Annotated in this window: 18 protein-coding genes; 9 read left to right on the top strand and 9 right to left on the bottom strand. The window is 59.9% G+C overall.

Annotated features, from left to right (window positions below; genetic code table 11):
* Nucleotides 1-10 precede the first annotated feature (10 nt).
* On the top strand, nt 11-553 hold the full coding sequence (locus GSF67_RS10315; protein WP_006311176.1) for an adenine phosphoribosyltransferase: 543 nt from the start codon (nt 11-13) through the stop codon (nt 551-553).
* Nucleotides 554-598: 45 nt separating this feature from the next.
* Here GSF67_RS10315 and GSF67_RS10310 read toward each other — a convergent pair whose 3' ends face one another.
* From GSF67_RS10310 to ychF, 3 genes are all read right to left on the bottom strand, one after another.
* A complete protein-coding gene (locus GSF67_RS10310; RefSeq protein ID WP_006311175.1) occupies nt 599-1,066 on the bottom strand; it encodes a MaoC family dehydratase in 468 nt (155 codons plus the stop codon).
* The gene (locus tag GSF67_RS10305) at nt 1,063-1,536 is read right to left on the bottom strand and encodes a MaoC family dehydratase (RefSeq protein ID WP_006311174.1); all 474 of its coding nucleotides are present in this window, start codon (nt 1,534-1,536) and stop codon (nt 1,063-1,065) included. The genes GSF67_RS10310 and GSF67_RS10305 overlap by 4 nt, the downstream gene beginning before the upstream one ends.
* 297 nt (nt 1,537-1,833) lie before the next feature.
* Nucleotides 1,834-2,937: a redox-regulated ATPase YchF gene (gene ychF / locus GSF67_RS10300; protein WP_006311173.1), complete on the bottom strand. Its 1,104-nt coding sequence runs from the start codon at nt 2,935-2,937 to the stop codon at nt 1,834-1,836.
* Between the two features lie 244 nt (nt 2,938-3,181).
* On the opposite strand from ychF, the gene clpS reads away from it, so the two are divergent.
* The gene (gene clpS / locus GSF67_RS10295) at nt 3,182-3,493 is read left to right on the top strand and encodes an ATP-dependent Clp protease adapter ClpS (RefSeq protein ID WP_035214762.1); all 312 of its coding nucleotides are present in this window, start codon (nt 3,182-3,184) and stop codon (nt 3,491-3,493) included.
* Nucleotides 3,494-3,539: 46 nt separating this feature from the next.
* Here the strand turns inward: clpS and GSF67_RS10290 are convergent, their stop codons facing one another.
* The 5 genes from GSF67_RS10290 to GSF67_RS10270 form a co-directional block, all read right to left on the bottom strand.
* On the bottom strand, nt 3,540-3,992 hold the full coding sequence (locus tag GSF67_RS10290) for a GNAT family N-acetyltransferase (protein ID WP_006311170.1): 453 nt from the start codon (nt 3,990-3,992) through the stop codon (nt 3,540-3,542).
* Between the two features lie 7 nt (nt 3,993-3,999).
* Nucleotides 4,000-4,716, bottom strand: a complete 717-nt coding sequence (gene pth, locus GSF67_RS10285; RefSeq protein WP_006311169.1) for an aminoacyl-tRNA hydrolase — start codon at nt 4,714-4,716, stop codon at nt 4,000-4,002.
* Nucleotides 4,717-4,816: 100 nt separating this feature from the next.
* The gene (locus GSF67_RS10280; protein ID WP_035214758.1) at nt 4,817-5,530 is read right to left on the bottom strand and encodes an ABC transporter substrate-binding protein; all 714 of its coding nucleotides are present in this window, start codon (nt 5,528-5,530) and stop codon (nt 4,817-4,819) included.
* Between the two features lie 17 nt (nt 5,531-5,547).
* Nucleotides 5,548-7,935: an EAL domain-containing protein gene (locus GSF67_RS10275; RefSeq protein ID WP_006311167.1), complete on the bottom strand. Its 2,388-nt coding sequence runs from the start codon at nt 7,933-7,935 to the stop codon at nt 5,548-5,550.
* Nucleotides 7,936-8,237: 302 nt separating this feature from the next.
* Nucleotides 8,238-8,846 carry a 50S ribosomal protein L25/general stress protein Ctc gene (locus GSF67_RS10270; RefSeq protein WP_006311165.1) on the bottom strand — a complete coding sequence of 203 codons (609 nt, stop codon included), beginning with the start codon at nt 8,844-8,846 and terminating at the stop codon, nt 8,238-8,240.
* Between the two features lie 302 nt (nt 8,847-9,148).
* On the opposite strand from GSF67_RS10270, the gene GSF67_RS10265 reads away from it, so the two are divergent.
* The 3 genes from GSF67_RS10265 to adh all read left to right on the top strand — a co-directional run bounded on the left by GSF67_RS10265 (nt 9,149) and on the right by adh (nt 13,989).
* Nucleotides 9,149-11,233: a bifunctional diguanylate cyclase/phosphodiesterase gene (locus GSF67_RS10265; protein ID WP_006311164.1), complete on the top strand. Its 2,085-nt coding sequence runs from the start codon at nt 9,149-9,151 to the stop codon at nt 11,231-11,233.
* Nucleotides 11,234-11,338: 105 nt separating this feature from the next.
* Nucleotides 11,339-12,298, top strand: coding sequence for a helix-turn-helix domain-containing protein (locus GSF67_RS10260; protein WP_006311163.1), 960 nt, complete (start codon nt 11,339-11,341; stop codon nt 12,296-12,298).
* A 173-nt stretch (nt 12,299-12,471) separates the two neighbouring features.
* Nucleotides 12,472-13,989, top strand: a complete 1,518-nt coding sequence (gene adh / locus GSF67_RS10255; RefSeq protein WP_006311162.1) for an aldehyde dehydrogenase — start codon at nt 12,472-12,474, stop codon at nt 13,987-13,989.
* 142 nt (nt 13,990-14,131) lie between these two features.
* Here the strand turns inward: adh and GSF67_RS10250 are convergent, their stop codons facing one another.
* A complete protein-coding gene (locus GSF67_RS10250) occupies nt 14,132-16,396 on the bottom strand; it encodes a methyl-accepting chemotaxis protein (protein ID WP_006311160.1) in 2,265 nt (754 codons plus the stop codon).
* A 198-nt stretch (nt 16,397-16,594) separates the two neighbouring features.
* On the opposite strand from GSF67_RS10250, the gene GSF67_RS10245 reads away from it, so the two are divergent.
* From GSF67_RS10245 to GSF67_RS10230, 4 genes are read left to right on the top strand one after another with little or no spacing between them, the layout of a single operon-like run.
* Nucleotides 16,595-17,434 carry a glycosyltransferase family 2 protein gene (locus GSF67_RS10245; protein ID WP_035214757.1) on the top strand — a complete coding sequence of 280 codons (840 nt, stop codon included), beginning with the start codon at nt 16,595-16,597 and terminating at the stop codon, nt 17,432-17,434.
* Between the two features lie 20 nt (nt 17,435-17,454).
* Entirely contained in the window at nt 17,455-17,742 is a 288-nt protein-coding gene (locus GSF67_RS10240; protein ID WP_010972149.1) for a lipid-A-disaccharide synthase N-terminal domain-containing protein, read from the top strand.
* Nucleotides 17,717-19,225, top strand: coding sequence for a glycosyltransferase family 39 protein (locus GSF67_RS10235; protein ID WP_035214756.1), 1,509 nt, complete (start codon nt 17,717-17,719; stop codon nt 19,223-19,225). Before GSF67_RS10240 ends, GSF67_RS10235 begins: the two co-directional genes overlap by 26 nt.
* Complete coding sequence (locus GSF67_RS10230) at nt 19,215-20,060, top strand: phosphatase PAP2 family protein (RefSeq protein WP_006311150.1); 846 nt, start codon at nt 19,215-19,217, stop codon at nt 20,058-20,060. The genes GSF67_RS10235 and GSF67_RS10230 overlap by 11 nt, the downstream gene beginning before the upstream one ends.
* Nucleotides 20,061-20,075: the final 15 nt, after the last annotated feature.

Here is a 20,075-nt window from a genome sequence, read left to right as displayed (position 1 = left end):
TGGAAATACCATGACCGTTATCGCTTCGGAGCTTTCCGCTGCCATCCGTTCCATTCCCGACTATCCGAAGCCGGGTATCATCTTCCGGGACATCACGACGCTGCTCGGTAACCCGCGAGCTTTTCGCCGCGCCGTCGATGAACTCGTGCAGCCCTATGCGGGAACAAAGATCGACAAGATCGCCGGCATGGAAGCCCGCGGCTTCATTCTGGGCGGGGCGGTGGCGCATCAGCTGTCGGCCGGTTTCGTGCCGATCCGCAAGAAGGGCAAGCTGCCGCATACCACCGTGCGGGTTGCCTACAGCCTGGAATATGGCGTCGACGAAATGGAGATGCATGTGGATGCCGTACAGCCGGGCGAGAAGGTCATTCTTGTCGACGACCTGATCGCCACCGGCGGCACCGCTGAAGGTGCGGTCAAGCTTTTGCGGCAGATGGGTGCGGAAATCGTCTCCGCCTGCTTCGTCATCGACCTGCCTGATCTCGGCGGCCGCAAGAAGCTGGAAGATCTTGGCGTCGGCGTCCGCACGCTGGTGGAATTTTCCGGCCATTGAGGCGGTAACCAGGGCAAGTCGCGATGGTTTGCCCCGGGGCTCGCTTTAGTCGAATTCCAGAACCCCGCTCTGGAAGGTCAGTACCGTTTCTCCCGACTGATTGACGCCCTCGTTGAAGGTGGTGTTCAGCCAGATGCCGGGTCTCGATTCCAGCGGGCGGGCGTCGAGCAGGGTGACGAAATAGGTCACGTCGTCACCGGCAAAAACCGGCTTTTTCCATTTGAGTTCGCGGAAGCCCGGGGAGGGGCCGAGTTTCGGTGGTTCCAGCCCCTGTAGCTTCAACCGCTTCACTTCCTTTGCCCAATGGGACAGGAAGGATTTCATCCAGCCCGCGCCAGTGTGCCAGCCGGAGGCACAGAGCCCGCCGAACACGCTGTTCCTGGCCGCCTCGGCATCGAGATGAAAGGGCTGCGGGTCGAAATCGCGAGCGAAGCGAATAATGTCTTCGGCGGAAAAATGCAGCGTATCGAGGGTGACGCGTTCGCCGATCGGGGAAAGTTCTGCCAGTCTCATGCCGCAACGCCTCCATCGCCACCCATCAGGAACATGACGGTGTTTTCTCCCTGTGAGACCAGAATTCCGCGCTGGTTATAAAGCTCGTGGCGCAATTTCACGAGGCCGATGCCGGGGCGCGACGCGGAAGGGCGCTGTTCCAGTACGATGGATTTTCCCGAAAGCGTGTCTCCGGCCAGAACCGGCTTTTTCCAGTCGACATAATCGATGCCGGGGCTGCCCTGCGAGGTGGAGTTGGAGATGTAGCTGTCTGCCATCATCCGCATCAGCAGGCTGCAGGTGTGCCAGCCGGAAGCCGCCAGCCCGCCAAGAATGCTCCGGCGGCCAGCCTCTTCCGACAGATGCATGGGCTGGGGGTCGAACTCGCTGGCAAATTCGATGATCTGCGCTGCGGAAATCGATTGTGGGCCAAGGGGAAATTCCCGCCCGACGGCAAAATCCTCATAAGTATATGTCGCGACCGGCGCCATGGTTTCCTCCCTTCGCACAGTCAGTGTTGTGCGCATCTAAGAGGATTTTTCCTTTTACGTAAAGGTCAAATTGAAGGTGCGGCTGTTGACTGATAATGCTCTGGGGGTCGAGCGGGTGCTTCTATCGCCTTCTCCCCGCCGGGGAGAAGGTCGCGGCGGCGGGATGAGGGTGCTGGGGCAGAGATATCCAGAGAGGTGGCCCCCTCATCTGTCCCTTCGGACATCTTCTCCCCGGCGGGGAGAAGAAATGTGCCGCATTGTCCGGGTGGTTTCATTCCACCCGTCGTTCAAACCAGATCAGGTGTTAAAGCGGAAGTGGATGACGTCGCCGTCCTGAACGACATATTCCTTGCCTTCGTCACGTCCCTTGCCCGCTTCCTTGGCGCCGACTTCGCCCTTATAGGCGATGTAGTCGTCAAAGCCGATGGTGAAGGCGCGGATGAAGCCGCGTTCGAAATCGGTATGGATGACGCCGGCGGCGGCGGGGGCTTTGGTGCCGCGCACGATCGTCCAGGCGCGCGTTTCCTTCGGGCCGACGGTGAAATAGGTGATGAGGTCGAGCAGGTGATAACCGGCACGGATGAGCCGGTCGAGACCAGCTTCGTTAAGGCCGAGGGCCGAGAGGAATTCCTCGGCTTCATCGGCCGGAAGCTGTGCAACTTCGGCCTCGATCGCCGCCGAGATGATCACGCATTCAGCACCCTGTTCCTTTGCCATCGCCGCGACGGCTGCGGTGTGCTCGTTGCCGGACGATGCGTCGGCTTCCGAGACGTTGCAGACATACAGCACCGGGTGCGACGTCAGGAGATTGAGGCCCTTGAGGATTTCAATTTCCTCAACCGGCAGCGTCTTCAACAGCAGGCGTGCCGGCTTTCCGTCGTTGAGCAGCGCGATGACCGCTTCCATGACCGGCAGTTGAGCCAGGGATTCCTTGTCCTTGCTGGTGGCGCGCTTGCGCGTCTGCTCGACACGGCGCTCCAGGCTTTCGAGGTCGGCGAGCATCAGCTCGGTCTCGATCGTTTCGGCATCGCCGACCGGGTTGATGCGGCCTTCCACATGGGTGATATCGTCGTCTTCGAAGCAGCGCAGCACATGCACGACGGCATCGACTTCGCGGATATTGGCGAGGAACTTGTTGCCGAGACCTTCACCCTTAGACGCGCCGCGCACCAGGCCGGCAATGTCCACGAAGGAGATGCGGGTTGGGATGATTTCCTTCGAACCGGCGATGGCGGCAAGCTGTTGCATGCGCGGGTCAGGCACCGCAACCTCGCCGGTATTCGGCTCGATGGTGCAGAAGGGATAGTTGGCAGCCTGTGCGGCGGCCGTTTTCGTCAGCGCGTTGAAGAGGGTGGACTTGCCGACATTTGGCAATCCAACGATACCGCATTTAAAGCCCATGGCTTGAAACCTGTCCGTTTGAAAGAATTCGTTGAGGAGCCTTTTGCGGAAACGGCAGGGCAAGGTCAAGCCCGGGGGCCGATTTGGGCGGACAAAGCCTTCCGAAAGGTGCGGAATTCCGGGCAGGGTTGCCGGTGGCGCGGTTGCGGCGCAATATGAGCGGGTCTAAGGCACGATCTTTCGCCATGCAGCGGGATTTTTCCCCCTCAACCACCATGATAAACCACCATGACGAGCGACGATGATGAGTGACAGTCCTGTCGATCTCAAACCGAAACCGAGAGTGAAATCGAAGCTGGAGCGGCCTAAGCTCTACAAGGTCATTCTGCTGAATGACGACTATACGCCGCGCGAATTTGTCACCGTGGTGCTGAAGGCCGTCTTTCGCATGAGCGAGGATACCGGACGCCGGGTGATGATGACGGCGCATCGCTTCGGCAGCGCGGTGGTGGTTGTCTGCGAGCGCGATATTGCCGAGACGAAGGCCAAGGAGGCGACCGATCTCGGCAAGGAAGCGGGCTTCCCGCTGATGTTCACGACCGAGCCGGAGGAGTGAGCGCTTTTACGGCGGCTCTGGGGTTGCCGAGATTGACGAGTTGTCACTAATCCTGCCGGATCTGGAAACCTGTCTTGTTCTGCACGAAGCCGCAGCTTTCGTAGAAGGCATGAACCGCCGGGTCGTGGCGGCCTGTCAGGAGCATCACCTTGTAGCAGTTCGCGCCGAAGGCTGTCTCAATGGCGTGGCGCACCACCGTGCGGCCATATCCCCGACCGCGGCGCGCCTCCAGTGTCACCACGTTTTCAATGAAGGCATAGGGGCGGGCGGCGCGGGTCAGGTTCGGAACGATCAGAAGCGTGGCAGTCGCGACGGGTTTGCCATTCTCTGTCGCCACAAATACGGTCAGGCCGGGTTGGGCGAGCATGGCGACGAAAACCGCACCTGCTTCCTGTGTCGTTAATTTCGGGTCTGATGGGTTTAGTACCTGGTAGAGTTCAAGCAAACCGGGTAGATCGCCGGGGCCGGCCGCCCGCAGGGAAATAGTGTCGGAAGACATGCGGGTTTTAGTCCTTCTTGCCGAACATTCGCTTCAGCATCTCGGCCATTGGTCCGGTTTCCGGCAGCTTTTTCGGCTGGGCGCTGTTGCGCGCCTGGTGGATGTGGGACTGCGCGGCCGGCTTGGCCGCCTTTACCGGTTTTTCCGCTTCCGGTTTGCTGCCCGTCGCCAGCGCCAGCTTGTTCATCAGCTGCGAATCCTCACCCTTCACCAGCATGGCGGCGTTGTCGGCAATGGCGTCCAGCAGCGGATCGAGCCAGACGCGGTCCGACTTGGCGAAATCGCCGAGCACATGGCCGTGCACCCGCTCCTTGTCACCGGGATGGCCGATGCCGAGGCGCAGACGGCGGTATTCCTTGCCGCAATGGGCGTCCAGCGATTTAAGGCCGTTATGGCCGCCATGGCCGCCGCCGATCTTGATGCGCGTGCGGCCGGCCAGCAAATCGAGTTCGTCATGGATGGCGATGATGTCGGCCGGCGTCAGTTTGAAGAAACGCATGGCCTCGCCGACGGATTCGCCTGACAGATTCATATAGGTGAGCGGTTTCATCAGCAGAACCTTTTCGCCGCCGATCTCACCTTCGGAAATCTCCGCCTTGAACTTCTTCGACCAGGGCGCAAACGAGGGCAGGCGCTGCAGCGCATCCACGGCCATGAAGCCGATATTGTGACGGTTTCCCGCATATTGTGCGCCGGGATTACCAAGTCCTGCGATGATCTTCATGGGGCATGTCCGCGTTTTGCCTGATGATGCCGTTGTCACCACCCCGAAAAGTGCCTGATGTCAATCTTTTTATGGGTTTGCGGGGCGATCGGCCGATTGGTCAGGGGCTGACCAGACTGTAACGATCGAATATCTGCTGCTGCGTTCCATCGGCGATCAGCCTGTCCAGCCGGGCCTGCAATTTCGCGATGATCTCGTCAGGAACGGTTTTGTTACAGGCGAGGCCGAGCTGTTGCCGGCTCAGCGTTATCACCTCCTTGAAACTGTTCGCAGGCAGGCTCTTGAGGGTGCTTTCCGACATGGGCATGAGGTCGATGCGGCCGAGTTTCAGCTTGTTGAGCGTGATCTCGAAATCCGCGCCGACATCCACCTGCGGGAAACCGAGTTTTTCCAACAGTGCTTCGGTATAGTCGCCCCGCTGGGTTCCCACCCTATATCTTCTGGCGTCCTCGAGGCTGGAAGCCTCGATATTCGCCTCGCGGCGGGCCACGAGAATGTTGCGGTCGGTATGGATTGGCGCAACCCATTTGAAGAGCTTTTCCCGCTCGGGCGTTCGTGCCGTGGCGAAGACGCAGTGCATGGCCTGTGTTGTGGCCAGTGCAATGGCCCGCGCCCAGGGCATGACGGCGACTTCGTAATCCGTATCGGTGTCCTGGAGCACGATCTTGAGCTGGTCGAAATAGACGCCGTGCACGCTGCCATCGCTGGCCTGCAGATTATAAGGCGGATAGACCTCGGTCGTCAGGAAGAGCTTGGCCGCGTTGACTGGTGTGGCGAGAGCAAGAAAGAGCAGACAAAAGCGGATCAATCCCATCGCTGCCTCCATCGGCTTCACGCTTGTCGCGCCGCAAAGCGGCTTTGTCCGGACGTCGCATCGAATGCGGCGATCAGCTTTTGGACCGGCTGCGGGCGCGCAAAATAATAACCCTGTCCGAAATCCGCGCCCATATCGGTCAGAAGGTCCTTCTGCTCTTCCGTCTCCACGCCCTCGGCAATGACGGTGCAGTTCATCTTGTGCGAGATGGCGGCGATGCCTTCGACAAGCATACGGCTCCGCTGCCTGATGTCCACGGTGTCGTCGCAGATCGAGCGGGTGAAGGACTGGTCGATCTTGACGATATCGACCGGAAAACGGCTGAGATAGCTGAGCGAGGAATAACCCGTGCCGAAATCATCCAGCGCGATGCGGCAGCCGAGCTGGTGAATGGCATTGAGGATCGCCCGGATTTGCGGATCGTCCTTCATGATGACGGCTTCGGTGATCTCAATGACCAGACGTGCGGGGAGAATACCGTGCCGGTGCAGCACGCCGGCGATGCGAGTCGGCAATCCCGGTTCGAATTGCAGCGGCGAAAAATTGACTGCCACATAGGTCTGATCCATTCCGGGCAGGCGCGACAGCCTGGCGAGATTGGCGATCGACTGATCGAGAATGAGATTGCCGATGCGTTGAATGGTGCCGTTTTCTTCGGCAAGGCTGACGATCGCGGCGGGGGAAAGCAATCCCTTGTCGGGATGGTTGAGACGCAGCAGCGCTTCGAAACCCGCTGTCTGGCCGGTTGCGAGGTCTTGAATGGGCTGGAAATAGGCTTCGAACCAGTCCTCGGAAAGCGCCTGGGCGATATCCCGCTCCAGCTCCGCATGTTCGCGCGCGCGGTCCATGATCGAGCTGTCGAAGACCTGCGAGCCGTTTTTGCCGGTTCTCTTGCGGCTATACATCGCCATGTCGGCATTCTGCAAAAGCTCCGACGCGCTGGAGGCGTGCAGTGGATAGACAGCCATGCCGATGCTGGCGCTGAGGCGGATGCTGTTGTTCTCGATCTCGAAGGGCATGTCCAGCATCGCGCAGACACGCTCGCAAAATTCCAAGGCGCGTTCTTCCACCTTGTCGCCGGCCAGCAGAATGGCGAATTCGTCGCCGCCAAGCCGCGACGCGCTGTCGAGCGGCGTGAGCAGGGGTTCGAGTTTCAGCGTGAATTGCTTGAGAACGGCGTCACCCGCCGCATGGCCGAGATTGTCGTTGATGGCCTTGAAACGGTCGAGGTCGATGAACAGGCAGGCCAGTTCGCTGCCTTTCCGGTCCGCATCGCGGATCTGCAGGTCGAGGATCGCCTCGAAGCCCTGACGGTTGAAGAGGCCGGTCAGATGGTCGGAAATGGCTTGCTGCCGGTTGCGTTTTTCCGACTGGCTCAGTTCGGTCACATCGGTCATGACGCAAAGACACGTGCTTTGCTGCGTGGTATCGCCGGAATCAAGGGGCTTTTCGAGGATAAGCGCGTCCATGACACCGCCATCCATGCAATGGAAACGCACGGTGATGCCGTTGTGCGAAGCGTCGGGCGAGGAGTGCGCCGTCTTGCGCTGCTGAAACAGGGACCTGTCGTCGGGATGGATGAGATCGGCGAAGTTCAGGCCGAGTATTCTGGTGCGGTCGTAACCGGTCGCCTGCACCCAATAGTCGCTGACGGCGGCAATCCGGTCGTGCCTGTCGAGCGAGAACAGCATGGCGGGTGTACGGTTGTAGATCTCCGTCTTGCGTTCGTGGGCATTCTTGATCTCCAGCTCTTCCTTTTCGAGCTGGGTCTGCATTTCGTTGAAGCTTTTTGCCAGCCGGCCGATTTCATCCTTCGAGCGCCAGTCGACATGGTGGCGTGAGCCGAGGCGGCGTGTCGCCTCTATCGCCGCCGCCAGTCGCATCAGCGGGCGAATGACCATGAAGCGGTTGCCGACGATGGCGGCAAGAACGATGGTGAGGACGGCGAGGATGAAAATCGTGATAAAGGCCAGTTCGGTTCGGCTGAGCGAGGTCAGAAGGCCGACATCATCGTAATAGACCGTCAACTGCCCAACGGTGACTGGTCCCTTGGTGGTCTTGTAGATCACCTCGCGTGTCGTCGAGGCGGCGTCCTGGATGATGTCGCTGCCGGCAGTTTGGACCACATCGAGCTGGCCGGATGTATCCTTGACCTCGACCATGCGGATCATGGGATCGGAAACAAGGGTTCCGGTAATCTGATTTATGGTGTCGTCATCAAGGTCCCACAGGGGGCGGGCCAGCGCCTGCGTATTCGTCGACAGCAGAATTTCGATATGGTTGCGCTGGCTGCGGATTGCCTCGTTATAGGAAAGCGTCAGCAAAAGCGTGAAAAGCGGGGCGACCACTGTAAGAAGTGCGCCGGAAACAATCGCGATAAAGCGGCTTTCGACGGAATGAGCCATGTTGAATTGCAGCTACCCTTTGCCCCAGACTTGCTGCGCTGCGTTTTTGCCCATCCGGATGGGGTTTGCGAGGGGTTTTCGGCAAAGGCCGCGTTCCCTCGTGCAATTTCCCAGACCGTCCGATGTTTCCACGACAGCGCAAGGGTATCGTTTCATGGAAGTGTTAATCGACACTGAAACGCTTCCCATCTCAGCTGCGGAGGCCAAGCTTTCTGGTTTTAAAGTTCATAAAAACTAAAAAGCCCGTTCCGAAAACGGAACGGGCCTCATTCTTCAAAGCTGTCAGGCCTTGCGGCCGCCGATTATTCCTCGGAAGCTTCTTCGGTCGTTTCTTCTTCAACGCCTGCTGCCGGAGCAACGATCGTTGCGATCGTGAAGTCGCGGTCGGCGATGACGGGCGTGATGTTCTTCGGCAACTTGACGTTCGAGATGTGAACGCTGTCGCCGATCTTCAGGCCGGAGAGGTCAACCGTGATGGCTTCCGGAATGTCGTTGGCCGGGCAGTGGAATTCCACCGTGTGGCGAACGATGTTCAGAACGCCGCCGATCTTGATGTCCGACTTTTCTTCGTTTTCGAAGTGAACCGGAATTTCAACGTTGACGAGCGTGTTGCCCGAAACGCGCAGGAAGTCGACATGCATGGTGAAGTCGCGGACCGGATCAAGCTGGTAGTCCTTCGGGAGAACCTTGATCTTCTTGCCGTCGACGTCGATCGTCCCAACCGTCGTCATGAAACCGCCGGCGTGGATACGCTTGGTGACTTCGTTGGTCGACAGGGCGATGGAAATGGGGGCCTGCTTGTCACCATAGATGACAGCGGGAATCAAACCGTTGCGGCGAAGTTCACGAGAGGACCCCTTACCAACTCGTTCGCGCGCCTCGGCCTTGAGCTCATACGATTCTTTGCTCATGGCAATTCCTTTCGAGGTTATATGGAGAGTTCATGCCCGCGGACACTGAACTGGGGAGGCGCAAGCGCCATCCCACCCGCGTTGCCTCCAAGGGTGTCTACACGGGTGCGGGCGCTATAATACAAACCGAAGCTAAAGACAAGAGTGGCCCCGTTTTCGCGGATGCCACTTTATAATTTTATTAGTAATTACTAATTCACTCGGGTGTTGCAACTTTTAATATATGCTTATCCATGCACATAAACCGGGTGAAAACTTGGCGAATGATAAGGCTACGCAGAATTCCAATTGCGTAGATGACAATGTTCAAAGTTCTCCAGTGCCTCACCATCGATCACGACTATCGATACACCGCTGCGGCGGTTGTCGTGTGCATGCTCGGAAGCTTCGTCACGATGCGTCTTTTTTCGAAAGCGCGTCTGGCGACGGGATTGCAGAAGGTCAACTGGCTGTTTCTGGCGGGCGTCAATGGCGGCGCGGCGATTTGGACCACCCATTTCGTGGCGATGCTGGGTTATGTCGCGGCGGGCGATGTGGGTTACGATCCCTATCTGACCGGGCTTTCTCTTCTTATCGCCATTACGACGACGACCGCCGGTTTCGGCATTTCCGCCTATGGCGGCCGTAGCGTGCTGGTGGAAGCCGGCGGGATCATCCTCGGCCTCGGCATTGCGGCCATGCATTATACCGGCATGGCGGCCTATAATGTGCAGGGCATGATCTTCTGGGATCAGGCCTATGTCATCGCTTCGCTGGTGCTGGGATCGGTGCTCGGCGCCATTGCGGTCAATCGCATTGCCCGGCCTCTCAACCGTTTCTGCCAATATAGTGCGGTGGCGTTTCTCATCCTCGCCATTGCCTCGATGCACTATACCGGCATGGCCTCCATGTCGTTCGCCTTCGATCCGCGCATCATCATTCCGGAAAATCTGCTGCCGCCGGCCATCATGGGCGGAGGCGCAATCGCGGTGACGCTGCTGCTTCTGGCGCTCGGACTTTCCACCTATGTCATCGACGCCCAGTCCACCCAGCAGGCGGTTGCCCGCTATCGCCATCTTTCATTGCACGATCCGCTGACGGGTATTCCCAACCGCGCGGCATTCATCGAACATCTCAACCGCCGCACGCGCCATATCTCCATGGGTGCGCATACCGCGCTTCTGTCGATCGATCTCGACCGTTTCAAGGAAATCAACGACGTGCATGGTCACGCGGCCGGTGACGCCGTGCTGCGCGCCATCGCCGATCGGGCGAGTTCCGTGCTGAAGGCCGGTGAATTCCTGGCGCGCATGGGCGGCGATGAATTCGTGGCGATGACCCATTCCTATTACACCCGGGCCGATGGTGCAGAATTCGCGCAGCGACTGATCGAGCAGATCAGCAAGCCAGTCGAATGGAACGGCCAGACATTTTCGGTCGGCGCAAGTGTCGGCATATCGGTCCGCAACACCGGCTCCATCGATGCCGATACCCTGATGGCGCAGGCCGATGTTGCCATGTACCGGGCGAAAAGCGCGACGTCTGACACGATCTGCTTTTATGACAAATCCATGGACGAGGCCGCGCGCGCGCGCAATGCGCTTGCCATCGCCATGCGCAGCGGCCTCGCCAATAACGAGTTCGAGCTTTATTACCAGCAGCAGAACGACACCAAAAGCGGCAGCATTGTCGGTTTCGAGGCGCTTCTGCGCTGGAAACATCCCGAACGCGGCATGGTATCTCCCGTCGAATTCATTCCGATTGCCGAACAGACCGGCTTCATCGTCGAACTGGGCGAATGGGTTCTGAGAGAAGCATGCGCGCAGGCTGCGCGGTGGAAAAAGTCACTCGCCATTGCCGTCAACGTCGCGCCGCAGCAGCTTGCGGATAATGATTTCCCCGACAAGGTTGAGAGAATTCTTGCAGAGACGGGACTTGCGCCGGAAAGGCTCGAGCTTGAAATTACCGAAGGCAGCATCATCGCCGATCATCGCCACGCGCTCGTCACCATCCGCAAGCTCAAGTCGCTCGGCGTCAAGATCGCCATGGACGACTACGGTACGGGTTATTCCTCGCTTTCGACCCTGCAGAGCTTCCCCTTCGACAAGATCAAGATCGACCGCGCCTTCATCGATGGCCTGTCCACCAATGTGCAGTCGGAGGCGATTGTTCGCTCGACGCTCATTCTGGCGCACAGCCTGAATATTCCGGTGCTTGCAGAGGGAGTGGAGACGAAGGCCCATATTGAATTCCTGCGGCGTGAAGGCTGCTTGCAGGTGCAGGGCTTCTTTTTCGGCAAGCCCGGTCCGCTGACCTCCATCGCCAATCTCGTGGACGACACGTTCCTCTCGGCGGAGGATGAAACGGAAGAGGCCTCCGGCCGGCGTTATATCAAGGTGGTTCGTTAGTCCGGCGCAGCCAGCGGGTGCTCCCGGCAGGACCGGTCGCGAAGTTTTTTGTTGAAACATGCACGCTTCCAGCGCACCATCGCACAAAAGCTTTGGGAGGAGCGTATGCCGACAGACATCGCCCATGCGGAACGCGTGTATGAAACAGCACGCCATCGTTCCGCGGCCGCAAGTTCTCCGATTATTGCCTCATGGCGGCGCTGCATGGTCAAGCACCGTCTTGCGCCGGAGGAAAACCGCAAGCCGATCTTTCTCAGCGAGGTTGAGTTTCGCCGCGCCCGCGAAAGTGCCGCCGGCCTGATCGCCGAGAGCACGGACGAACTGGACCGCATTTTTCACAGCGTCGGCAAATCCGGCTGCTGCCTGCTTCTGACCGACGCGCAGGGCGTTGCCCTGGAGCGACGTGGTGCTTCCGGTGATGACCGCGATTTCCGGGCGCTCGGCCTCTGGAACGGGGCCGTCTGGAGCGAAGAGAGCGTGGGCACCAACGGCATCGGCACGGCGCTGGTGGATGAGCGCTCGGTGGTGGTCTATCGGGACCAGCATTTCTTCACGTCGAACACCGAACTCTGCTGCACCACCGCGCCCATCCGCGACCATACCGGCCGGGTGACGGGCGCGCTCGATATTTCCACCTGCCGCGACGATATCAACGAGATGACCTTCTCCTTCGTCACCCAGGCGGTGAAGGATGCGGCGCAGCGTATCGAAGGCAATCTTTTCCGCCGCGCCTTTCCCGGCGCGCGCATCGTCGTCGTACCGACCGGGTTCGGCGCGGCGATGTCACTGCTGGCCGTAGATCAGGACGATCTGGTGCTCGGTGCGACGCGGGCCGCCCGCCTCGCATTGAAGCTCGATGATATCAGGATCGCGCAGGGTCTGCCGGCGGCGGATATTCTGCAGGAACAGCGCCACGACGGCGGCTCCGACCTTGCGGAAGCGGAACGTTCCGCACTCCGGCGCGTCCTGTCGCGCACCAACGGCAATGTTACGCAGGCCGCTTCGCTGCTCGGCATTAGCCGCGCCACGCTTCACCGCAAGATGAAGAAATTCGACGTGCGTTAAGGCCCGTAAGTGTGCGATCCGGCCGATTCCGCCGGATCGCGGTGGCTTTGTCGCAGATGTGAGACAATGTGCGCTGCGGAACAACGGCGCCCCTCTACCGAACCGCGCCATCTAGGCCCACCTTCCTCCCATGCGGTCCGCTCAGGATCGTTTTAATCAGGGAGGATGAAATCATGAACATTCAGGTTCAGCAGAAAGCGGGCGAAGCGCCCTTCAAGCTGAAATACGGCAATTACATCGGCGGCAAATGGGTGGAGCCGAAGTCCGGCCGCTACATGGACAATCTCTCACCGGTGACGGGCCACAAGATCTGCGAAGTACCGCGCTCGGATGCATCCGACATCGAGTTCGCGCTCGACGCTGCCCACAAGGCGCGCGAAAAATGGGGCAAGACGAGCATCACGGAACGCTCCAACATCCTGCTCAGGATTGCCCAGCGGATAGAAGACAATCTTGACCTCATCGCCCGGGCTGAAACCTGGGACAATGGCAAGCCGCTGCGTGAAACCACCAATGCGGATATTCCGCTGACGATTGACCATTTCCGTTATTTCGCAGGCTGCATTCGCGCTCAGGAAGGCACGATCGGCGAAATCGATAATGACACGGTCGCCTATCATTTCCATGAACCGCTCGGTGTCGTCGGCCAGATCATTCCGTGGAACTTCCCGATCCTGATGGCTGCGTGGAAACTGGCACCTGCGCTTGCCGCTGGGAATTGCGTGGTGCTGAAGCCGGCGGAACAGACCCCGGCTTCCATTCTCATCGTGATGGAACTGATCGAAGACCTTCTGCCGCCCGGCGTCCTCAACATCGTCAACGGCACGGGCCTTGAAGCCGGCAAGCCGCTGGCTCAGAGCAACCGTATCGCCAAGATCGCCTTCACCGGTTCCACCTCGGTCGGCAAGGAAATCATGCGTTATGCGGCTGACAACGTCACCAACATCTCGCTGGAGCTGGGCGGCAAGTCGCCGAACATCTTCTTTGCCGATGTGATGAACGAGGACGATGCCTTCCTCGACAAGGCGCTCGAAGGTTTTGCCTTCTTTGCGCTGAACCAGGGCGAGGTCTGCACCTGCCCCTCGCGTGCGCTGGTGCATGAATCGATCTATGACCGCTTCATGGAAAAGGCGATCAAGCGCGTTCAGGCCATCAGCCAGGACGATCCGCTCAACCCGTCGACCATGCTAGGCGCGCAGGCCTCGCAGGAACAGTTCGACAAGATCATGAGCTATCTGGAGATCGGTAAGAAAGAAGGCGCCAAGGTTCTGACCGGCGGTGATCGCAAGACGCTGTCGGGTGATCTGAAAGACGGTTATTACATCCAGCCGACCGTCTTTGAGGGCAACAACAAGATGCGGATTTTCCAGGAGGAAATTTTCGGTCCCGTTGTTTCCGTCACCACCTTCAAGACGGTGGAAGAAGCGCTCGAAATCGCCAATGACACGGTTTACGGTCTCGGCGCGGGCGTCTGGAGCCGCGACACGAATATCGCCTACCGCGCCGGCCGCGGCATCGAGGCGGGCCGCGTGTGGACGAACTGCTACCACGTCTATCCGGCGGGTGCTGCCTTTGGTGGTTACAAGCAGTCGGGCATCGGTCGCGAGACCCACAAGATGATGCTCGATCATTACCAGCAGACCAAGAACCTGCTGGTTTCCTACAGCCCGAACAAGGTCGGTTTCTTCTGAGGTTCCTCCCCGGAAGCCGGCGAGGGCAACGGTGCCAGGTCGCCGGCGTGTTCCCAGGGGCTTCGGCCCCTGGGAGCCCGGATCGGAGTTTTAAGCAAAATGAAAGGCCGGAGGTTTTGCCTCCGGCCTTTTCTGTTGTTGCTTACGCCGCGTACCGTTGGTCCCGATGCTGGATCGCACCTACCGAGAACTGGCCCACCTGTTCGGTCAGGCCATCCGCCTCACTTGCCAATGAGAAGGCCGAAGCCGTGGTTTGTTCCACCATCGCCGCATTCTGCTGCGTGACATGGTCGAGTTCGTTGACGGAGGCGTTGATTTCGGTGAGGCGGCCGGACTGTTCGCGCGATGCGGTGGCGATTTCGCCGATCTGGTCGTTGACCGACTGGATGCGTTTCTGGATCTGCTCCAGGCTTTCGCCAGTCTTCAGCACCAGCGCGACACCGCTTTCCACATCGCCCGCCGAGGTGGCGATCAGCGTCGTGATGTCACGCGCGGCGGCGGCCGATTTCTGGGCCAGTTCGCGGACTTCCTGCGCCACAACGGCAAAGCCCTTTCCGGCTTCACCGGCGCGTGCGGCTTCCACGCCGGCATTCAGGGCCAGCAGGTTGGTCTGGAAGGCGATCTGGTCGATGACGTCGATGATCTGGCGGATCTTGGACGAAGAGGTCTCGATGCGTTCCATGGCGACGATCGCTTCTTTCACCACAGCCGTGGACTTGTGGGCGTCCTGCATCGTGCCTGCCGTCGCCTCGACAGCAACATTGCAGCGCGACAGGGAGAGATCGACGGCCTGCGTCATCTCTCCGAGCGCTGCAGCCGCTTCCTCGAGGGCTGCGGCCTGACGTTCGGTGCGCCGCGACAGGTCTTCCGATGCGCTCTTCAGTTCGCCGGAGCCGGAGCGGATGGCGTTGGCGCTTTCGCCGATATTGGAGATCGTCGCTTCCAGCCCGGCCATGGAGTTGTTGAAGTCGACGCGCAGATGATCGAGCGACGGCACGAAGGATTTTTCGATGCGACGATCAAGTCTGCCGGCGGCCAGATTGGCAAGACCGGTCGCGAGTGCATCGACGGCCTCTTCCAGTTCCTTGGCGCTTCTGGCCTTTTCCATTTCGCGCTGGGCGCGTTCCTCATCCAGTTCCTCGCCCTTGCGATGGGATTCGGCTTCCATGCGCTGCTTGTCCAGAATGCCCCGGCGGAAGGATTCCAGCGCCCGCGCCATGGTGCCGATCTCATCGCCGCGGGAAACCGCCTTGATCTCGATATTGTTGTCACCGCCGTTGAGACGCTCCATCAATCCGGCAAGACCGGTCAACGGCTTGGTGAGGCTTGCGGATACAAAGATGCCGATCAGCGTCATGATCGCAAGAACGGCAAGGGTCGCAACGGCCGCCCAGAAGGCAAGATCGTTGGCGGCGGCCAGTACCTTGCTCTCCTGCTGGCCGATGGCCAGAAGATGCTTCTGGCCAAACACGGTGACCGGGCGATAGGCATAGAAGATGTTGCCGGCAGGCGTCTGTGCCAGCACCATTCCAGGGTCGCTTGCGCCCGAAAGGGCCGCGAGATTTTCGGAAATGGCAGCATCCGCGCCGCCCGAGAGCACGCCGGCGCGGCGTTTGCCCTCCGCGCTCAGAAGAACGGCGTCATCAATGGTCTTGCCGGTTTCTTCGGGTGTGACGACTGCGCCGATACGGTCGGCGGCAACGCGCATGATGACGGCGCCCTTGCGCTGCAGCTGGCCCCAGTTTGAGACCGCGAGCGGCATGCCGATCATGGCCGAATCACTATCGCCGCCGCTGAAACCGGTGGTGCTGACGACACCATCCTTGCCGGCTTCGATGCGCTGGAACAGGTCCTTGATCGCGGCGTTCTGCGGTTCCGTCACGTTGGTCAGGAAGTTCTTTCCCTTGGTCACGGAATAGATAATGAGGCCGTTCTTGTCGATGACATAGATATCGCTGACGCGGGTATTGCGCCAGACGCTGGCGATGGCGGCGTTGATGGTCGCGTGGCGAATGGCATAAAGCAGTCGCAACCCTTCGCCGTTGAAGGAAGCGCGCTCCTCCTCGGAGACGCCTTCACGGCGGAAAGCCTGGATGATGGCATCCTTTTCCGTCGGCACGACAGTGGTCATCGTTTCCAGCGCCTGGGCGATTGCGGCATTCTGCGACAGTTCGGTGATGCTTTGTTCGACACGCAAAGTATAGGCGTCAAGCTGCTTGGATTGGTTGCTTGCAACCGTTTCGAGCCTGATTTCGCTGGCGTCGATAAGGCCCGACTTGCCCATCTCGTAGGACAACAACCCCACGGACAGGCAGGAGACCAGCGTCGCGCCCGTGACGAGCGCCGCGAATTTGGCCTTGATTGACAATGATTTAGCTTTGACAGCAGTCGGATTTACACCCGGCATCCTGTTTCCTCCCCCCAAAAAAACGTTGCCGCACGGTGGCAAAAATTGCTTACGGTCGCGTTAAAGGGCTGCAAATTGTACGATTATTTCCCGCATGCCGCGAAAAAAACTTTGACCGCCACCGACACTCCACCGACACGTGCCGTAATAAAACTGCAATAGAACAGGCGCATATGCAGCGAAGATCAACGGCTGTTCATGTTCATGCAAGCTTTTCGCGCTCCTTCTCTCGCCACTATCGATGATGTCTGCGGAACCCGAGCAGATGGATATGACGGAGCCCCTTTGCAATCGATCCCGGATTTCGCGGTTATCGTGCCGATGCACAATGAGGAAGCGAGCGTTGAAACGCTCGTGGCCGAGATCGTGACGGCCTGCCAGCCGGTCGGCCAATTCGAAATTGTGGTGGTGGACGATGCCTCCTCCGATCGGACGGTGAATGCGGTGCTTTCGCTTGGTGATCGTTACCCGATGCTGCGGCTTGTCCGGCACGACCGTCAGGGCGGGCAATCGGCAGCGATACATAGCGGCGTCCAAGCAGCGCGGGCGCCTGTTATCTGCATGCTTGACGGTGACGGCCAGAACCCGCCGGACAATCTGCCTGCACTTCTTGCGCCGCTTCTCTCCGCCACTGCAACAAGCCGGCTCGGCCTCGTGGCCGGCCAGCGCGTCGGCCGGCGCGATACGCTCGGAAAACGCCTTTCGTCGCGCTTTGCCAACGGTTTGCGGGCGCGCATCCTGAAAGACGGCACGCGCGATACGGGCTGCGGGCTTAAGGCCTTCCGTCGCGACGCCTATCTCGCCTTGCCCTATTTCGATCACCACCACCGCTATTTCCCGGCGCTTTTTAATCGCGACGGCTGGCAGGTGGCCCATGTCGACGTCACGCATCGGGCGCGGCAGCACGGAAATTCCCACTACACCAATATTGGCCGCGCGCTCGTCGGCATCCACGATCTGATCGGCGTCGCCTGGCTATTGCGCCGGCGCAAGCGGTCAAGCTGGGCTGAAACCTTCAAAACGGAGACATCGCCGTGAATGCACCGGCTTTATGGTCCATGCTGCATGTGAACAGCTGGAAAGAATTCGTATGGGTCTTGACCGGCTTCATGGGCCAGATGCTGTTCACCATGCGTTTTCTGGTTCAATGGATTTCCTCTGAGAGGGCGAGCCGCTCGGTCATGCCGGTCGCCTTCTGGTATTTTTCCATTCTCGGCGGTGTGGTGCTGCTTTCTTATGCACTGTGGCGGCGCGACCCGGTCTTCGTTATCGGGCAGGCATCCGGCCTTCTCATCTATGCTCGAAATCTCTGGTTGATCCATGCAGAACGCCGCCAGCATGCATGACGGCGTGGCCCTGCCTCATGCGCAGGCGAGCGAACAGCATCGGTGGCTGACATTTGCGGTCGCGGCGATCATTGTCGTGACAGTGCTGCGGGTTGTTGGGCTGGCCTTCAATCGTACCGATCTCTTCGTCGATGAGGCGCAATATTGGCTATGGGGCCGGGAGATGGCGCTCGGCGCCTATTCCAAGCCGCCGCTGATCGGCTGGCTCATTCGCGCGGCAACTATTCTGGGCGGCGGCGAGGGCACCTTCCAGGTGCGGCTGGCCGCACCGGTGGTGCATGGCGTTGCGGCGGCGGCCATTCTTGTGCTGGGCCGGATGATCTATGATGTCAGGTTGGCCTCGCTGGCCGCCCTTGTCTATCTGACGCTGCCCGCCGTGACACTCGGTAGCCTGCTGATCTCGACCGATACGCCGATGATGCTGTTCATCGTGCTGTCGATGATTTCGGTCAGGAAGCTTGCGCAGGCGCGGGCCGAAAGCAGGGGTGCGCTGGGCTGGAGCATCGCTCTCGGCCTCTGTTTCGGCCTCGGCCTGATGTCGAAATATGCGATGATCTATTTTCTGCCCTGCTTCATCGCCGCCGGCTGGCTTTGCGAAGCATGGCGCATCCGGCTGCGCGACGCGGCGATTGCCGTGCTGATCTGCGGTGCCGTCATCGCCCCCAATCTGTGGTGGAACGCCGCGCATGATTTCATGACCGCGCGCCATACGGCTGATAACGCGAACTGGCATGGCGTCCAGCTGAAGATCGGTTCCGCGCTGGAATTTTTCTTCTCGCAGGCCGGCGTGGTCGGTCCCTTCGTTTTTGTCGGCATGATTGTCGCAACAATCCGCGCAAAGACAGCCGAAGACCGTGCGCTGGTCGCGCTTTCGGTGCCGATCGTGCTTTTGATTACGGCGCAGGGCCTGATGTCGCGCTCACTCGCCAATTGGGCGGTGGGGGCTTATGCGGCTGGCGTGCTTCTGGCGGTGCCGGTGCTGGCGTCACGGCGCTGGCTCACCGTGTCCACTTTGGTGCTCGGCGGTGTCGTTGCCGTCGCATTGCCGCTGATGACGATTGCCGGAACGGAGTTGCGCCTGCCGAAGGGCGAGCTGGCGATGTCGCGTTATCTCGGGCGCTCCGAGTTGGTGTCGACCGGCCTGTCGCGGGCGCGTGAGGCGGGGGCGGATGCCATCGTCGCCAATGATCGTTCGATATTGGCCGAGCTTTTTTACCAGTTGCGGGATGAGAAACAGGTGTTGACGCGCGCCTTGCCCGAAACCGGTGTGCCATCAAGCCATTATGCGCTTCTTTATCCGCTGAAATCAGGCGAAGCAAAAAATCCGCTGTTTCTGGCAGGCGTGGATGGTTTGCCGGCATGCCTTGCCGGCGAGGCGCCGGTTGCGCATTGGACCGCCGGGCCGGGCTTTTTGGAGGGCCGGGAAATCGGGCTCTGGCGCCTGCCGCCGCAATGCATTCCGGAGGGCGCTCATGGACAATGATCTCTCCCATATGCGGATCACCATCTGGGTAACGCTTGTGGCGCTCGCGCTCGTCATCCTGTTTGCGACCTTCCCCTCCATCGATCTGCGGTTTTCCGCTCTGTTCTTCTCGCCGGTGGGGCAGCCATGGCCTGGCCGGGAGCCGTTTCCCGAATGGCTGCGCGACACGCTGCGCGAAGGCGCGGAGCTTGCCACGCTTCTGGCTTTCCTGGTTCTCGTCGGTAATCTCCGGCTGGGCACTCTGCAGCGAACCGGCTGGCGGGTCTGGGCGTTCCTGTGCGGGCCGGTGATCCTGTGTGCCGGACTTCTGGTCAATGGCGTGCTGAAGGCCATGATCGGTCGTGCGCGTCCATTCAGCATTACCGAATTTGGCGGGCACCAGCTGTTTACGCCACCTTTTCAGTTCAGCACACAATGTTATTCGAACTGTTCGTTTTCTTCGGGCGAAACCGCGCTGATCGCCAGCTTTTTCCTGCCGCTCTGCGTGCTTGTCTGGCCGCGTCTGCGTTCCCTGGGGCAATGGGTGTTGGGTGTTCTTGCCAGCGGGGCAGTCATCCTCATGTCCGGTCTTCGCATCGCAGCCGGCGGGCATTTCCTCAGCGATGTGGTGATGTCCATTCTATTTTCCGCCCTGACGACGCTGTTTCTGTACAGGGTATTGGCGATAAGCCGACACCGTCACCTCTTCACCGGTGATGCCGTCTCGGCCGATACGATCAGCCTTTGGCGCAATGGTCGCCATGCCGTCCTTGCCCGTGTTCGGCGCTGGTGGCCGAAAATCAAGGCAGCAGCTTCCCGCCTGCGGCCGCCGGGCGCGGGTGCGGCCTCGCCCTAAGAGGACGTTTGAAGT

Origin of the sequence: Agrobacterium sp. CGMCC 11546, assembly GCF_013365515.1 — a bacterium.
GTDB classification, from domain to species: Bacteria; Pseudomonadota; Alphaproteobacteria; order Rhizobiales; family Rhizobiaceae; genus Agrobacterium; species Agrobacterium fabrum.
Note: the sequence above shows the minus strand (reverse complement) of the source record. Positions and strands in the feature narration are given on the sequence as shown.

Excerpts from the sequence above, each read along its gene's own strand:
- GSF67_RS10315 (WP_006311176.1), top strand. The coding sequence starts at position 11 with ATGACCGTTATCGCTTCGGAGCTTTCCGCTGCCATCCGTTCCATTCCC.
- GSF67_RS10310 (WP_006311175.1), bottom strand. The coding sequence starts at position 1,066 with ATGAGACTGGCAGAACTTTCCCCGATCGGCGAACGCGTCACCCTCGAT.
- GSF67_RS10305 (WP_006311174.1), bottom strand. The coding sequence starts at position 1,536 with ATGGCGCCGGTCGCGACATATACTTATGAGGATTTTGCCGTCGGGCGG.
- ychF (WP_006311173.1), bottom strand. The coding sequence starts at position 2,937 with ATGGGCTTTAAATGCGGTATCGTTGGATTGCCAAATGTCGGCAAGTCC.
- clpS (WP_035214762.1), top strand. The coding sequence starts at position 3,182 with ATGAGTGACAGTCCTGTCGATCTCAAACCGAAACCGAGAGTGAAATCG.
- GSF67_RS10290 (WP_006311170.1), bottom strand. The coding sequence starts at position 3,992 with ATGTCTTCCGACACTATTTCCCTGCGGGCGGCCGGCCCCGGCGATCTA.
- pth (WP_006311169.1), bottom strand. The coding sequence starts at position 4,716 with ATGAAGATCATCGCAGGACTTGGTAATCCCGGCGCACAATATGCGGGA.
- GSF67_RS10280 (WP_035214758.1), bottom strand. The coding sequence starts at position 5,530 with ATGGGATTGATCCGCTTTTGTCTGCTCTTTCTTGCTCTCGCCACACCA.
- GSF67_RS10275 (WP_006311167.1), bottom strand. The coding sequence starts at position 7,935 with ATGGCTCATTCCGTCGAAAGCCGCTTTATCGCGATTGTTTCCGGCGCA.
- GSF67_RS10270 (WP_006311165.1), bottom strand. The coding sequence starts at position 8,846 with ATGAGCAAAGAATCGTATGAGCTCAAGGCCGAGGCGCGCGAACGAGTT.
- GSF67_RS10265 (WP_006311164.1), top strand. The coding sequence starts at position 9,149 with ATGTTCAAAGTTCTCCAGTGCCTCACCATCGATCACGACTATCGATAC.
- GSF67_RS10260 (WP_006311163.1), top strand. The coding sequence starts at position 11,339 with ATGCCGACAGACATCGCCCATGCGGAACGCGTGTATGAAACAGCACGC.
- adh (WP_006311162.1), top strand. The coding sequence starts at position 12,472 with ATGAACATTCAGGTTCAGCAGAAAGCGGGCGAAGCGCCCTTCAAGCTG.
- GSF67_RS10250 (WP_006311160.1), bottom strand. The coding sequence starts at position 16,396 with ATGCCGGGTGTAAATCCGACTGCTGTCAAAGCTAAATCATTGTCAATC.
- GSF67_RS10245 (WP_035214757.1), top strand. The coding sequence starts at position 16,595 with ATGTTCATGCAAGCTTTTCGCGCTCCTTCTCTCGCCACTATCGATGAT.
- GSF67_RS10240 (WP_010972149.1), top strand. The coding sequence starts at position 17,455 with ATGCTGCATGTGAACAGCTGGAAAGAATTCGTATGGGTCTTGACCGGC.
- GSF67_RS10235 (WP_035214756.1), top strand. The coding sequence starts at position 17,717 with ATGCAGAACGCCGCCAGCATGCATGACGGCGTGGCCCTGCCTCATGCG.
- GSF67_RS10230 (WP_006311150.1), top strand. The coding sequence starts at position 19,215 with ATGGACAATGATCTCTCCCATATGCGGATCACCATCTGGGTAACGCTT.